The sequence below is a fragment of the Thermostichus sp. MS-CIW-34 genome, assembly GCF_054060435.1.
The window spans coordinates 1-13,525 of sequence record NZ_JBSSDE010000003.1 but is presented as its reverse complement, the minus strand read 5'-3'; the positions used below and the strand labels follow the sequence as shown (position 1 = coordinate 13,525).

At 58.7% G+C, this 13,525-nt stretch carries 12 protein-coding genes and 1 CRISPR repeat array; of the genes, 11 read left to right on the top strand and 1 reads right to left on the bottom strand.

Going from position 1 to position 13,525, the window contains the following annotated elements:
- The first annotated feature begins 117 nt into the window (after positions 1-117).
- The 11 genes from gcvP (at position 118) to ACVWYY_RS01510 (ending at position 12,601) form a co-directional block, all read left to right on the top strand.
- Positions 118-3,084, top strand: coding sequence for an aminomethyl-transferring glycine dehydrogenase (gcvP, locus tag ACVWYY_RS01560; RefSeq protein ID WP_457439385.1), 2,967 nt, complete (start codon positions 118-120; stop codon positions 3,082-3,084).
- Positions 3,085-3,238: 154 nt separating this feature from the next.
- On the top strand, positions 3,239-3,802 hold the full coding sequence (locus ACVWYY_RS01555) for a hypothetical protein (protein WP_414406845.1): 564 nt from the start codon (positions 3,239-3,241) through the stop codon (positions 3,800-3,802).
- Positions 3,803-3,804: 2 nt separating this feature from the next.
- The gene (locus ACVWYY_RS01550) at positions 3,805-4,242 is read left to right on the top strand and encodes an SRPBCC family protein (RefSeq protein WP_457402760.1); all 438 of its coding nucleotides are present in this window, start codon (positions 3,805-3,807) and stop codon (positions 4,240-4,242) included.
- Between the two features lie 37 nt (positions 4,243-4,279).
- Complete coding sequence (locus ACVWYY_RS01545; protein ID WP_011431812.1) at positions 4,280-4,861, top strand: peroxiredoxin family protein; 582 nt, start codon at positions 4,280-4,282, stop codon at positions 4,859-4,861.
- 45 nt (positions 4,862-4,906) lie between these two features.
- Positions 4,907-5,224, top strand: coding sequence for a hypothetical protein (locus tag ACVWYY_RS01540; protein WP_457402757.1), 318 nt, complete (start codon positions 4,907-4,909; stop codon positions 5,222-5,224).
- 220 nt (positions 5,225-5,444) lie between these two features.
- Entirely contained in the window at positions 5,445-5,978 is a 534-nt protein-coding gene (locus ACVWYY_RS01535; protein WP_457402756.1) for a hypothetical protein, read from the top strand.
- 282 nt (positions 5,979-6,260) lie between these two features.
- Positions 6,261-8,068: a CRISPR direct-repeat array (repeat unit 36 nt; unit sequence GTTCCCCCTTCGGGGGGATCCCTAGAAATTGGAAAC).
- 73 nt (positions 8,069-8,141) lie between these two features.
- The gene (gene cfa / locus ACVWYY_RS01530; protein ID WP_457402848.1) at positions 8,142-9,281 is read left to right on the top strand and encodes a cyclopropane fatty acyl phospholipid synthase; all 1,140 of its coding nucleotides are present in this window, start codon (positions 8,142-8,144) and stop codon (positions 9,279-9,281) included.
- 97 nt (positions 9,282-9,378) lie between these two features.
- Positions 9,379-9,822, top strand: a complete 444-nt coding sequence (locus tag ACVWYY_RS01525) for a SufE family protein (protein ID WP_414329195.1) — start codon at positions 9,379-9,381, stop codon at positions 9,820-9,822.
- A gap of 13 nt (positions 9,823-9,835) precedes the next feature.
- Positions 9,836-10,957 (top strand): metal ABC transporter solute-binding protein, Zn/Mn family, encoded by a 1,122-nt coding sequence (locus ACVWYY_RS01520; RefSeq protein ID WP_457402753.1) that lies wholly within the window; start codon positions 9,836-9,838, stop codon positions 10,955-10,957.
- Positions 10,954-11,754, top strand: a complete 801-nt coding sequence (locus ACVWYY_RS01515) for a metal ABC transporter ATP-binding protein (RefSeq protein WP_457402751.1) — start codon at positions 10,954-10,956, stop codon at positions 11,752-11,754. The genes ACVWYY_RS01520 and ACVWYY_RS01515 overlap by 4 nt, the downstream gene beginning before the upstream one ends.
- Before the next feature lie 10 nt (positions 11,755-11,764).
- Positions 11,765-12,601 carry a metal ABC transporter permease gene (locus tag ACVWYY_RS01510; RefSeq protein ID WP_457439383.1) on the top strand — a complete coding sequence of 279 codons (837 nt, stop codon included), beginning with the start codon at positions 11,765-11,767 and terminating at the stop codon, positions 12,599-12,601.
- On the opposite strand, the gene ACVWYY_RS01505 is transcribed toward ACVWYY_RS01510, so the two are convergent.
- On the bottom strand, positions 12,598-13,365 hold the full coding sequence (locus ACVWYY_RS01505) for a hypothetical protein (RefSeq protein WP_457402749.1): 768 nt from the start codon (positions 13,363-13,365) through the stop codon (positions 12,598-12,600). The genes ACVWYY_RS01510 and ACVWYY_RS01505 overlap by 4 nt on opposite strands.
- Positions 13,366-13,525 lie beyond the last annotated feature (160 nt).

Here is a 13,525-nt window from a genome sequence, read left to right as displayed (position 1 = left end):
ATCCCCTCCACCCCGAATCGAGGGCCAAGACAGGATTTGGATCCCGACAGAAACAATTTTTAACAACTATGATCAGGAGACAGTCTTTCTTGCTCTCCCTTTCTCGGCTATCGCACCATGTCCGACTTGGCCCTTCTCCACTCGACTCGACTTGACCCCCCCAGCCGGGATCCATCTCCAGGGATCCCACAACCCACGCCTTCTCCGGAGCTGGAGTTGCTGGGGCAGACCGAACTCTTTCTCAGACGGCACATTGGGCCGGATGCCCGGCAAATTGGGCAGATGTTGCAAGTGTTGGAGCTGAGTTCGCTGCAGGAGCTGGTGGAGAAGGCGGTGCCGCCGGCCATTCGCAGCAGCCAGCCTTTGCAATTGGGATCCCCTTGCCCTGAGCAGCAGGTGTTGGCGGAACTGCAGGCAATGGCGGCCCAGAACCAGGTGTGGCGCTCCTTTTTGGGCATGGGCTATTCCAACACCCTGACGCCACCGGTGATTCAGCGCAACATCCTGGAAAACCCTGCCTGGTACACCCCCTACACCCCCTACCAAGCCGAGATCGCCCAGGGACGACTGGAGGCCCTGCTCAATTTCCAAACGATGGTGATCGACCTGACGGGGATGGAGATCGCCAATGCTTCCCTGCTGGACGAAGCCACCGCAGCCGCCGAAGCCATGGCTCTTGCCTACACCTTGGCAGGCAAGGGATCCCCGGTTTTCTGGGTGGATCGGGGCTGTCATCCCCAGACGATTGCAGTGGTGCAGACGCGGGCGGAACCATTGGGAATCCAGGTGCGCATAGCCGATCCAACAGAACTCTCCCTGGAAAAGGGCTTTGGATTACTCCTGCAGTATCCCAGCACCTATGGGGAAATCCGGGACTACCGGCAGTTGGTGGAGCAGGCTCACCAAAAGGGGATGGTGGTGGCGGTGGCTGCCGACCTGCTCAGCTTGACCCTATTGCAACCGCCGGGAGAGTGGGGAGCGGACATCGTGGTGGGATCCACCCAGCGCTTCGGCGTGCCTTTGGGCTATGGCGGCCCCCATGCGGCTTACTTCGCCACCCGCGAGGCCCACAAGCGGCTGCTGCCAGGACGGCTGGTGGGGATTTCTCAGGATGCTCAAGGCAAGCCAGCCCTGCGCTTGGCGTTGCAGACCCGCGAGCAGCACATACGGCGGGACAAGGCCACCAGCAACATCTGCACTGCCCAGGTGCTTTTGGCGGTGATGGCTTCTATGTATGCCGTCTACCACGGCCCCCGCGGCTTGCGACACATAGCCGAGCGCATCCACCGCCAGGCCCATCACTTGGCCACTGGGATCTGCCAGTTGGGTTATGAGGTGGGGCCCGAGCATTTCTTCGATACCTTCTGGGTCAAGGTAGCTTCTCCAGAGCAGGTGCAGGCGATCCAGGCCGGCGCTGCCCAGCGACAGATCAACCTCCGCCAGATCGATGACCGGACGCTGGGGATCAGCTTGGATGAGGCCACCACCACTCAGGATCTGCGGGATCTGTGGGAGATCTTTGCCGGAACCCTTCCCCGCAGCGGAGCGGAGTCCTTACCGCCAGCTTGGGATCCCGACAGCCCAGAGCTGGACTTGGGCCAGAGCCTGCCGCCCCAGCTCCTGCGCACCACCCCCTACCTCACCCATCCGGTCTTTAACCGTTACCACTCGGAAACTGAGCTGCTGCGCTATATCCACCGCCTGCAAAGCCGGGATCTGGCTCTCACCCATTCCATGATCCCCTTGGGCTCTTGCACCATGAAGCTGAATGCCACGGTGGAGATGATGCCGGTCACCTGGCCGGAGTTTGCCCAGCTCCATCCTTTTGTGCCCCTAGAGCAGGCCCGTGGCTATCAAGCCCTTTTTGCCCAGTTGGAAAAGATGCTGGCGGAGATCACCGGTTTTGCCGGAGTTTCTCTGCAGCCCAATGCCGGATCTCAGGGGGAATATGCCGGCCTGTTGGCTATCCGCCGCTACCACCAAGCCAGAGGGGAAAGCCGGCGGCAGGTGTGCTTGATCCCCACCTCGGCCCACGGAACCAACCCGGCCAGCGCCGTGATGGCGGGGATGCAGGTGGTGAGCGTAGCTTGTGATGAAGCCGGCAATATCGACATTGAGGATCTGCGGGCCAAGGTGGAGCAGCACGGGGAGCGGCTGGCCGCCTTGATGATCACCTACCCTTCTACCCACGGTGTGTTTGAGGAAGGGATCCGCGAGATTTGCCAGATAATCCACGAGGCGGGGGGACAGGTGTACATGGATGGGGCCAACCTCAACGCTCAGGTGGGCCTCTGCCGTCCTGCCGAGCTGGGGGCCGATGTCTGCCACCTCAACCTGCACAAGACCTTCTGCATTCCCCATGGGGGAGGTGGGCCGGGGGTAGGGCCCATTGCCGTGGCCCGCCACCTTGTGCCCTATTTGCCTGGCCATCCTGTTTTGCTCGGCTGTAACGGCCCCGTCAGCGCTGCCCCGTGGGGCAGTGCCAGCATTTTGCCCATCTCCTGGGCCTACATTCGCCTTATGGGATCCGCCGGCCTCACCCTGGCCAGCCAAGTGGCCATCCTCAACGCCAACTACATCGCCAAGCGGTTGGATCCCTACTACCCAGTGCTCTACAAGGGGCCGGGGGGGTGGGTGGCCCACGAGTGTATTTTGGATTTGCGCCCCCTGAAAAAAAGCGCCGGCATCGAGGTGGAAGATGTGGCCAAGCGCCTGATGGACTATGGCTTCCACGCCCCCACCATCTCCTGGCCGGTGCCGGGGACAATGATGGTGGAGCCCACCGAGAGCGAATCTCTGGAGGAGCTAGATCGCTTCTGCGAGGCGATGATTGCCATCCGCCAGGAGATTGCCGCCATTGAGCGAGGCGAGATGGATCCGGTGCGCAATCCCCTCAAGCTGGCCCCCCACACCGCCGAGGTGGTGGCTGCCGACCACTGGGATCGCCCCTATCCTCGCTCGCTGGCCGCCTACCCGCTCCCTTGGGTCAAGGCCCACAAGTTCTGGCCCAGCGTCAGCCGCATCGACAACGCCTACGGGGATCGCCACCTGGTGTGCAGTTGTCAGCCCTGGCTCGACGAATGATGGCTGCTCTGGAACTTGGCCCAGAAAGGAAGATTGGTTGTATCCAAAGGCGGGATCCACTATAACCAGTCAGGGATCCCTGGCCAACGGATGAGAAAAACGGATGAGAAAAAATCCCCGTCTTGAGCGGTTCACGTCAGTGGGGCCAGGTTCTTTGCCTATTCTTACTCGGCTAACCCTGGGGCTGTTGGCGGGATCCCTCGTGGCCTGCCGCAAGATGCCTGATCCGGTTGCTCAAGAAGTGGATCAGGATCCCGTGCGGCGTCACATCGGCAAAGATGGCACGCATTTTGAGGCTTCCCTGGGGGATACCCGCGCCCTTCCCCCTCAGTTTCCCCCTCACTTGCAGTTGCCCAACGCTTCCATCATCTCTTCGGGACAGATTCGGGATCGAGAGGGGGGCCTTGCTTCCCTGATCTTGCAGACCTCTCAGCCTCTGGAGGCGATTGCCGCCTACTACCGCCGCACCCTGTGGGGCCGGGGCTGGGACATCCTCTCGGACATCGAGCAGGCCAACGGGATCCGCACCTTGGTGTTCGAGTCTCCCCCCCACCCCAAAAAGCCTCTCCAACAGGCGGTGGTGCAAGTGGGATCCCCTCGTCGCGGGCCGGATCAGGTGGAATATCGCGATATCTTGATTTTGCTGAGCACCGTATCCCCCTCTGCCACGGCAGAAGACCTCTCTGCGGCCAAGCTCGCTCCCCCAACTTCCCCCTGAGGATGCCCATCTATACCCAGTCGATTCCGATTGCGGCCAGCGTGGCCCAGGTGGATCGCTGCCTCACCGACCTGGAGTTGATGAAGCGCTGGCTCAACCCGCTGTTGGGCTGCGAGGCGGTGGGATCCCCTCTGGCGGAATTGGGCAGCCGCTACCGCTTTTTCCTTCGCTTGCCGTTTGTATCCCCCAGCTTGGATTGCGTGATTACAGAGCGGGCAGAAGGCTTGGTGCAGTGGCAGTTTGAGGGGTTTTTTGAAGGAACCGACCGCTGGGAGTGCCATCCCCAGCCGGGGGGTACCCTTCTAGTCAATTGCTTCAACTTCCGCATCCCCAGTCCCTGGGTGGCGGCAGGGTTTTACCTGTTGGCAGCAGGGCCGACCCAGCAGGATATGCGGGCCCAGCTCCGACGGCTGAAGGCGGTGGCCGAGGCTTTGGGTTAGGCTGGTGGCAAGTAGTAAAGAAACGTAAAAAACTGCAATGACCAGCAACAGCGGACTGTTTAACCGTCGCTTTGCCGACAACTTCATCCCCCAACCAGCCAACACTTCTCTGGAAATCGGCCAGATTGCCCCCGATTTTGAGCTGCCGCGCGTGCAAGGGGATCCCGTGCGGCTATCGGACTACCGCGGCCAAAAGCCGGTGGTTCTGGCTTTTACTCGTATCTTCACCGAAAAGCTTTTTTGCCCTTTTTGCTACCCCCACATCCAAGAGCTGAAAGCCCGCTACGGCGAGATCCAAGCCTTGGGGGCCGAGCTGCTGATGGTCACCAGCACCGATCCGGTTCAAAGCCAGCAGATTCAAGCAGACCTGCAGCTGCCTTACCCGCTGCTGGTGGATCCCGAGTGCAAAACCTTCCGCCTCTATGGGGTTGGCCAAGCTTTGGGAGCACCCCTGCCGGCCCAGTTCGTTGTGGATCGGGAGGGCAAACTGCGCTTCAAGCATGTTTTCTCCTTTGCCCAGCCCAATGCCGATACCGATGAGGTGCTGCGGGTGTTGCGGGAGGGGCTGCAAACCGGCTGGGATGGAACCCGTAGGGTGGCCCCTATCCCCTTTTTCTAGGGATCGGGCTTCTCTGCCATTGGACTTCCAGGGAGAGAGACTGCGATGTTTGCCCGTCTGGCCCAGAGTGGGGCGCGTCAGGCCGAGATCCTGGAGGTGGTTTTGCGCCACGGTTGGGACTACATGCGCCGCTTGCTCTCTTTTGGCAAGGCTGGGGAACCCCAACTGCCCCCCCCAATGGTGCTGCGCAACATTTTGGTGGATCTGGGGCCGGTCTATGTCAAGCTGGGCCAACTGCTGAGCACCCGTCCGGACCTGTTGCCGCGAGAGTACATCGAGGCCCTCAGCACTTTGCAGGCCGACGTACCTGATACATTTACGCTGAACATTGCTGAACATCACTGTTCAACTATGCAGCGATAGCATTCTGTTTGTTTCCAACCAGAATGGCGGTATCCCGCAAAGCTTTGAGTAGAATACCCAAAGCGCAGTTTCCGTGTCGTCTTACTACCAATTTTCTGCTTTGCTTTGGCTACCATGTTGGCAGACTCGAAAGTAAACAGAAAGATCAACTGGTAGTAATCCGTACTGAGCATATTATACATTATTTTCAGTATAGTTGAGCTTATTATTGACTAGAGTCATGCTCTTTTCTGAGATCCTGCAGGCGGCCCGGCGCAACCAGATCCGCATTCCCGGCAATTTGGGCCTCTGTGCCAAGGCGCTGGCCAATTTGGAAGGGATCGCCCGCCAGCTCACCCCCGACTACAACCTGCCGGAGCAGCTTCGCCCCCTGATGGCGGATGTGTTTCGGGCGCAATTGCTGGGGGAGGCCCCTCTGCCTTCGCTGCTGCGCACGGCTTTGGATTTGAAAAATCTCTCTCTGCAATCGCCGCGCCAGATGGAGCTGCTGCTCAGCCGCATCACGTCGGAAACCCAGCGCTGGAACTTGACCATCCAAGAGCTGGACGGGATCCGCAGCAGCCTGGATCAGTCGGCCAACCGCCTCTCCTACAGCATTGTGGTCGGCTCTCTAATCGTCGGGGCCGCCATCATCTCGGCTCAGACGCAGCGGTTTCAGGTCTTTGGGCTGAGCGAACTCCTGTTCGGGGCGGCCAGCCTGTTGGGGCTGTGGCTCGTCATCAGCATCCTGCGCTCCGGTCGCCTGCGCGGCTAGATTGGCTGAGGTTGGCTCATCAGTGGACTCAGGGCCCTACTGCCCTTGTCTGGATCTCGCTCGATGTTTCCAAAAGAACACCAAAACGGTATCAACGCCTCCGCGAGCGATCCGCCAAAAGCCGCAAAGGCCGATTCTTTCGTTCGATCCCTCGACGCCTTGCGCCACAAGGCTTTCCGGCCCCAAAACCCCCTCGCCAAAACTCTTTTTGCCGACTTTTTTCCGGATCCCTCGCAAATGGGCCTTGCATTCCTTGCCCTGCTTGGGTTTAATAGGGGTGGAGTTCCCCCTTCGGGGGGATCCCTAGAAATTGGAAACACTAATTCTTTACTCCTGCTACCCAAGTTGAAGGAGTTCCCCCTTCGGGGGGATCCCTAGAAATTGGAAACGGCGTATTGGGAAGCAAGGCTAGCAGGTAAACTTTATAGACGTTCCCCCTTCGGGGGGATCCCTAGAAATTGGAAACATCAAGCTGCGGATACAACGTGGAGAAATCCGGGAGGGTTCCCCCTTCGGGGGGATCCCTAGAAATTGGAAACCTCCTACAAGGGCAGGATCATCGGCGGCTACCCCTGTCGTTCCCCCTTCGGGGGGATCCCTAGAAATTGGAAACCAGAAGCTATTCGACGGTATCAAGAAGCTTTAAAAGTTCCCCCTTCGGGGGGATCCCTAGAAATTGGAAACGTTAGCCAGATTCAACCACCCGTCATACCCGTTGGGGTTCCCCCTTCGGGGGGATCCCTAGAAATTGGAAACTTCCATTTGTTCAGAAGCCCATTGATGTAAATCTTTGGGTTCCCCCTTCGGGGGGATCCCTAGAAATTGGAAACGACAAAAGTATTGAAACTGACCGACGAAATCATCCGCGAGTTCCCCCTTCGGGGGGATCCCTAGAAATTGGAAACTGCTTTGCCAGTTCGTACTGGCAAACCACATAGGCATAGCGGTTCCCCCTTCGGGGGGATCCCTAGAAATTGGAAACACCATAAATACTACCTGAGCCATTTTATACCTCCTAGTTCCCCCTTCGGGGGGATCCCTAGAAATTGGAAACACGCGGACTTTTGTCCACGCATCCCGAATGACCTCATCGGGTTCCCCCTTCGGGGGGATCCCTAGAAATTGGAAACCCCACCCTGATTGGGTGGGTAATGGGGGCACTCTGCAGTTCCCCCTTCGGGGGGATCCCTAGAAATTGGAAACTCTAGCTTGTTCTAGATTCATCTGATCGACTTGTTTATTAAAAGTTCCCCCTTCGGGGGGATCCCTAGAAATTGGAAACGATATACTGCGCGTACTGCGCGGCAGATACGGTTGTAAAGTTCCCCCTTCGGGGGGATCCCTAGAAATTGGAAACACCAACAAGTAACGATCTCCGTTGGACCATTTGATGTTCCCCCTTCGGGGGGATCCCTAGAAATTGGAAACTTCAATCTCTAGTGGATGATCAGGATTTACTTATTGTTCCCCCTTCGGGGGGATCCCTAGAAATTGGAAACACCGCAGGAATTCACCTTGTCGGATTACTTCCACGCAGTTCCCCCTTCGGGGGGATCCCTAGAAATTGGAAACAGTAATGAACTGGATGATCACCACAACTTGAATTCCGTTCCCCCTTCGGGGGGATCCCTAGAAATTGGAAACCGCAATGGTTGGGTGGTGTTGGAAGAAAGTCACGAGTTCCCCCTTCGGGGGGATCCCTAGAAATTGGAAACACTTGGAATCCCTCGTAGATAGTCGAGAATGGCGCATGTTCCCCCTTCGGGGGGATCCCTAGAAATTGGAAACTTTCAGGAGCGTTGCCCAGTGTGACCCCAACTTGGGGTTCCCCCTTCGGGGGGATCCCTAGAAATTGGAAACTATTACAAGTATGGACAACGGCTAGTCAACCTCTTCCAGGTTCCCCCTTCGGGGGGATCCCTAGAAATTGGAAACGCCAATACGAACCCGCTCCTATTTCTCTTGTTACCCACACGTTCCCCCTTCGGGGGGATCCCTAGAAATTGGAAACTGTTAAGCTTCTTGGCCTTTGCGGCAGCGTTCTTGCGAACCTTGTTCCCCCTTCGGGGGGATCCCTAGAAATTGGAAACAACTTGTTGGATCCCTTGCCACCTTGGGGTGTATTTGTTGAGTCAGTTTCCCTGCAGTGAGGGATCCCTAGGGATGGGGAAAGGACTCAACAGCTTGCGCTGGCTGGCGCGTCAGTATGCGCTTCGAGTTCTGGATGCTGCCGGTATAACCCTCAATGGCTCACAGCCCTGGGATATTCAAGTTCACGACGAGCGGCTCTACCTGCGCTGCCTGCTCTATGGATCCCTGGGCTTTGGCGAGGCCTACATGGAGGGCTGGTGGGATTGCGAGGCCATTGATGAGTTAGTTTGTCGTCTCCTAACTGCCCAGGCACCGCAGCAGGTGGGTTGGCTAATTCAGCCCCTACTTGGGCTGGACAGTCGCCTCATCAACCGCCAGCGGGGCAAGGGGGCATTCGTCATTGGCCAGCGCCACTACGACATTGGCAACGATCTCTATGAGGCCATGCTGGATCGCCGCATGATCTACAGCTGTGCCTATTGGGATGGGGGCGCGCAAACTCTGGATGAAGCCCAAGAAGCTAAGCTTGACCTCATTGCCCGCAAGCTGGAACTCCAACCCGGCATGCGGGTGCTCGACATCGGCTGTGGCTGGGGCGGCACAGCCCAGTACCTGGCCGAACGCTACGGGGTGCAGGTTGTGGGGATTACTGTTTCCAAAGAGCAAGCCAAACTGGCCAGCGAACGCTGCCGCGGCCTGCCGGTCGAGATTCGGTTAGAAGACTATCGCCAGACCCAGGGAAAGTTTGATCGCATCCTTTCTGTCGGCATGTTTGAACATGTTGGCTACCGAAACTACCGAACGTTTATGCAGGTAGCCCGCCGCTTGTTGAACGACAATGGCTTGTTTCTTCTGCACACCATCGGCAGCAACGTGGCCTACCAGGGGCGGGATCCCTGGATTGAGCGCTACATTTTCCCCAACTCGATGCTGCCCTCGCCTCATCTGATTACTGCAGCCTTTGAGGGCTTATTTGTGCTGGAAGACTGGCACAATTTTGGGATCAATTACGTGGCCACCTTAAAAGCCTGGCACGCCAATTTTGAGCAGGCATGGCCAAAATTAGCCGACCGCTACGATGAGCGCTTTCGCCGCATGTGGCGGCTCTATCTCCTGATGAGTGCCGGTAGCTTCAAGGCCCGGGCCAGCCAACTTTGGCAACTGGTCCTCTCACCACGGGGAGTAAGTGGCGGCTATCGCTCGCTTCGGTAACGACAGTCCCAAAAGTTTGCAGGTGCCCCTGCGCCCTCGCTGAGTGGGGGTGTTATGATGAGTTTGATTATCATTCTCACTCTAGACAAGCTGAGGGATGCCCGCAGCTCTGCAGCAAATTGTCAATCGCTTCCAGAAGGCCAAGACCTCGCGGCAGAAGTATGAGCTTCTCCTAGCCTATGCCAAGCGCCTGCCACCCTTTCCCGAAGCGGAGAGGAAGGAGGAGAACCTAGTCAGAGGTTGCGCTTCGCGGGTGTGGCTGGCCACCGAGTTTAGGGAGGGCAAGGTCTACATCCAAGGGGATGCCGATGCTCAGTTGGTCAAGGGTTTGGTGGCCATTGTGGTGGAGGGGCTAAGTGGCCTAGCGCCGGAAGAGATTTTGGGGGTTTCCCCAGAGTTTGTGCGGGAGATGGGCCTCAATTTCAGCCTTAGCCCTTCCAGGAGCAACGGTCTGGTGAGCATGTTTTCGATGCTGCGGCAGAGGGCCTTGGCTTTTGGGAAGTCAGTTGCTTCCAGCTCTGCTGTCTCTGTTGTCTTGTGAGGTATTCAGGCTCATGACTGATCAAGCTAACTCTATCCGTTCGGCTCGACCGGTGCGATCGCTGGTATCTCTGGTGGCCGCCCTCTCGGTCGGGATCCTGGGAGGCCTGCAGATGCGCCAAGAAGAGTCCCGGGCCCAGCAGGGATCCAGCCCCCCAAAGGTGGTGACCACGATTTTGCCGATAACGCAATTTACCCGTGCTGTGGCCGGGGATCGGGCAGAAGTCACGCCACTCCTTCCCCCTCAGATGGGGCCCCACGACTTTCAGGCTCGACCTGAGGAGGTTCGTTTGCTGGCTCAGGCGGATGTGTTGGTAATCAATGGGCTGGGAATGGAAACTTTCCTGGAGGGGTTGATCGCCAATGCCGCAAATCCCCAATTGCTGACCATCGACAGCAGCGAAGGGATCCCAACTTTGCGGGCTGAGGAGCCAGAGCATGGGCACTCCCACGGTCACGGCCATGGACACTCTCATGGACACAGTCACGGCCATTCTCACGGGCATGGCCATGGCCACTCTCATGGGCACAGCCACGGCGAGTTTAACCCCCACATTTGGCTGGATCCCAGGCGGGCCATTCAGCAGGTGGAAAATATTCGTGATGGCCTCATCTCTGTAGATCCGGCGGGGGCAGAGATCTACCAGGCCAATGCGGCTGCTTTTATCGAGAAGCTCAAGGCTTTGGATGAGGAGATCGAGCAGCGCTTGGCTCCCTTTGCCGGCAGAAAGTTTGTAGTTTTCCACAACTTTGCCCCCTACTTTGCCGAGCGCTACAACCTCAAAGCCGAGTTCTTGGTGGAGATCCCTGAAGCCAGCCCCTCCCCCGAAGATGTGCGGCGGGTGATGGAGACGGTGCGGGAGTCGGGCCTGAAGACCATCTTGGTGGAACCTCAGGTGGGAGACAACAACCCCTTCCAGATCTTGGCCAGGGATTTGGGGGTGGAAGTGCGGGTTTTCGATCCCATCGAGACTGCCGGCCCTGAGGGGATCGAGCCGGAATATTACCTGACCATCCTGCGGCAAAACGTGGAGAACCTGGTCTCCGCCTTTGAGAAGGAGACGGCCTTCCTGCCCCTGCAATTGCCGCTGCTGGGCCAAGCTGCTCTCGAACACCTGCTGGCGAGGGGGCGGTGATCTCCTGCTCCGGCGAGGTTGTCCTGCGCGTCGAGGGGCTGACGGTCTATCGGGGATCCCAGTTGGCGGTGCAAAATGTGTCGTTTGAGCTGAGGGCGGGATCCCATACGGCCATTGTCGGCCCCAATGGAGCTGGCAAAAGTACCTTGGTGCAGGCCATCTTGGGGATCCTGCCGCGGCAGTGCGGCTCGGTTTGGATTCTGGGAGAGCCGGTGTGCCTGTCCGGTTATTTGCCCCCCTCGGTGCGGCAGCAGGTGGCTTACGTGCCCCAACGTTTTCAGTTCAATCCTGGGATCCCCATGGTGGTGGAGGAGTTTGTGGCTTTGGGTTGGGGGGCATTGCAACCCTGTTGGCCTTGGCAGCAGCGCTCTGCTCGGCAGCAGGCGGTGAAAGAGGCGTTGGAACGGGTCGGCGCATCCCACCTGTCCTCTAAGGCTTTGGGCCAGCTCAGCGGCGGGGAGCTGAAACGGGTGCTGTTGGCCTATTGCTTGGCTTGGCCGCGGCGGTTGCTTATCCTCGACGAGGCACCGGCAGGCTTAGATACGCTCAGCGAGGGGGAGTTTTACCGGCTCTTGGAAGAGCTGCGCCAATCTCTGGGCTGGGCCATTTTGCAGATCTCCCATGATCTGGAAATGGTGTCTTGCTATTGCGACCGCGTGCTGTGCCTCAACCAATCCCTCATCTGCCAGGGATCCCCCCAGGTGGCTTTGGCACCAGAAGTGCTGAGCCGGGTTTATGGGCCTGTTCGCGACAGCGGTGCGGAGCACCATTTTGTCCGCTACATCCACCGTCACTGAGGGGAAGGCGATGTTGGAGGGCTGGGTGCGGGTAGTGGAGCTGTTGCAGTTGCCCTTTATGCAGCGGGCCATGCTGGGTGGGATCCTCACCGGCATGACAGGTGGGCTGCTGGGCAGTTTTGTTATTCTGCGGCAACTGTCGTTTTTTAGCGATGCCCTGGGGCATTCGGCTCTGCTGGGGATTGTTTTGGGAGTGCTGCTGGGGCTGAATCCCACCGTGGTGTTGATGGTGTTTGGGGTGGGATTTGCTTTGGGCGTCACCTTTGTCTTGGAGCGCACTCAACTGTCGGCGGATGCGGTGCTGAACATCATCTACTCTTCCTCTTTGGCGCTGGCCGTTATCGCCCTCAGCTTGCTGCCCGGCTATCGGGGCAACCTCAACCAGTTGTTGTTTGGGGAGATTTTGGGGATCAGCCCAGCGGCCCTGTGGACGAGCGGGATCCTCTTGCTGATCAGCTCGGCCTATGTGGGATTGACTTTGCCCGCCCAGATGTTGCTGACCCTGGATGAGCCGCTGGCGCGGGCGCGGGGGGTTCAGGTGGGCTGGCAGAAGCTGGCTTTTGTGGTGTTGCTGGCTTTGGTGGTGGCCCTGGCGATTCGCTCGGTGGGGGTGTTGCTGGTGAGCGCTTTTGTGGTCATCCCAGCCTCGACGGCAAGGCTTTTGGGATCCCGGTTCACGACTTATGTGATGCTGGCCATAGGCATTGGGGGACTGAGCGCGGTGTTGGGGATGATCGCCTCGGCAACCTTCAACCTGCCCTCCGGCCCCAGCATTGTCGCCACCCAGTTGCTGTTCTTCCTGCTGGCCATGGGATGGCGGGGAGCGCAAAAGATCCTGAGAACTTAGAACAGCTTGCGTTCGCTTTCGGGAAAGACTTGCCCGATCAAGGTGGGCTGCTCGTAGACGCGCTTGAGGGTGTTGAGATCCCGCTTGGTAATGTTGGGCACCCGCAACACCCGCCGATTGCCGGTAGCCGCCGCATGGTGTCCGCCATACATCAGATCCCGCAGGTTCGGGCTATGGCCCCACAGCCCCAGCCCATGCCCGATCTCGTGCCGGGCCACCGCCGTTATTTCGGCCAACCCCTGTCCTTCTGCAATGACGATGCGCACCCGCTGCTGCAAAGAGCCATCGGAGGCGAAGAAAAACTCCGGGCGGGCCGCCCCAGCCACCCCGCCGCCGATGGGGGGAACGCGGTAAATGCTCATCCCGTAGAAAGCCTCCTCCTCTTTGGCCACCACCTTGAGCGGGATGTAGGCCGACCACTCCTTCACCGCTTGCTCCACGGAGGCCTTCCACTGGGGGTGATCCCCTTGGATGTAGATAGGGACGGGATAGAAGGCCCACTGGGCATAGGCTCCACCTGGCAAAAGCGGCTCGATTTCCTCAAAGTAGTCTCCCACCGCCTTGTCGTAGGCGTAGCGATCCAGGCCGGGGGGAAGTTTGAGCCGCATCGGCTGCGGCAGTTCTCCGGCTTGAGTTTGAGCCTGGGCTTGCAGGGCTTCAATGCCAAAAAAGTGGGGAACCAGCAGGGATCCCCTGCCCCCCACTGCCAGGACGAGGAGCATCGTCCAGCCGAGGATGCAAAGCTGTAGAATGCGCCGCCGCATCAAAGCCGCCCTTTCGCCCTTGTCTTTCTACAAGGTTAGTGGCTCAGAAAGCAAGTGTCGTTCGTTTGACATCCTCCCCGGCCTTTAGGCCGGAGATTCCTACCACGCTGCGCATGGATGGCTCCTTGCGCAGTCGTCTCGGCGGGTTCCTGCTTCCGAC

Bases quoted from the DNA above. Each gene is read 5' to 3' on its own strand.
- cfa (WP_457402848.1), top strand. From the start codon at position 8,142: ATGGGGAAAGGACTCAACAGCTTGCGCTGGCTGGCGCGTCAGTATGCG.
- ACVWYY_RS01550 (WP_457402760.1), top strand. From the start codon at position 3,805: ATGCCCATCTATACCCAGTCGATTCCGATTGCGGCCAGCGTGGCCCAG.
- gcvP (WP_457439385.1), top strand. From the start codon at position 118: ATGTCCGACTTGGCCCTTCTCCACTCGACTCGACTTGACCCCCCCAGC.
- ACVWYY_RS01510 (WP_457439383.1), top strand. From the start codon at position 11,765: ATGTTGGAGGGCTGGGTGCGGGTAGTGGAGCTGTTGCAGTTGCCCTTT.
- ACVWYY_RS01520 (WP_457402753.1), top strand. From the start codon at position 9,836: ATGACTGATCAAGCTAACTCTATCCGTTCGGCTCGACCGGTGCGATCG.
- ACVWYY_RS01545 (WP_011431812.1), top strand. From the start codon at position 4,280: ATGACCAGCAACAGCGGACTGTTTAACCGTCGCTTTGCCGACAACTTC.
- ACVWYY_RS01535 (WP_457402756.1), top strand. From the start codon at position 5,445: ATGCTCTTTTCTGAGATCCTGCAGGCGGCCCGGCGCAACCAGATCCGC.
- ACVWYY_RS01540 (WP_457402757.1), top strand. From the start codon at position 4,907: ATGTTTGCCCGTCTGGCCCAGAGTGGGGCGCGTCAGGCCGAGATCCTG.
- ACVWYY_RS01525 (WP_414329195.1), top strand. From the start codon at position 9,379: ATGCCCGCAGCTCTGCAGCAAATTGTCAATCGCTTCCAGAAGGCCAAG.
- ACVWYY_RS01505 (WP_457402749.1), bottom strand. From the start codon at position 13,365: ATGCGGCGGCGCATTCTACAGCTTTGCATCCTCGGCTGGACGATGCTC.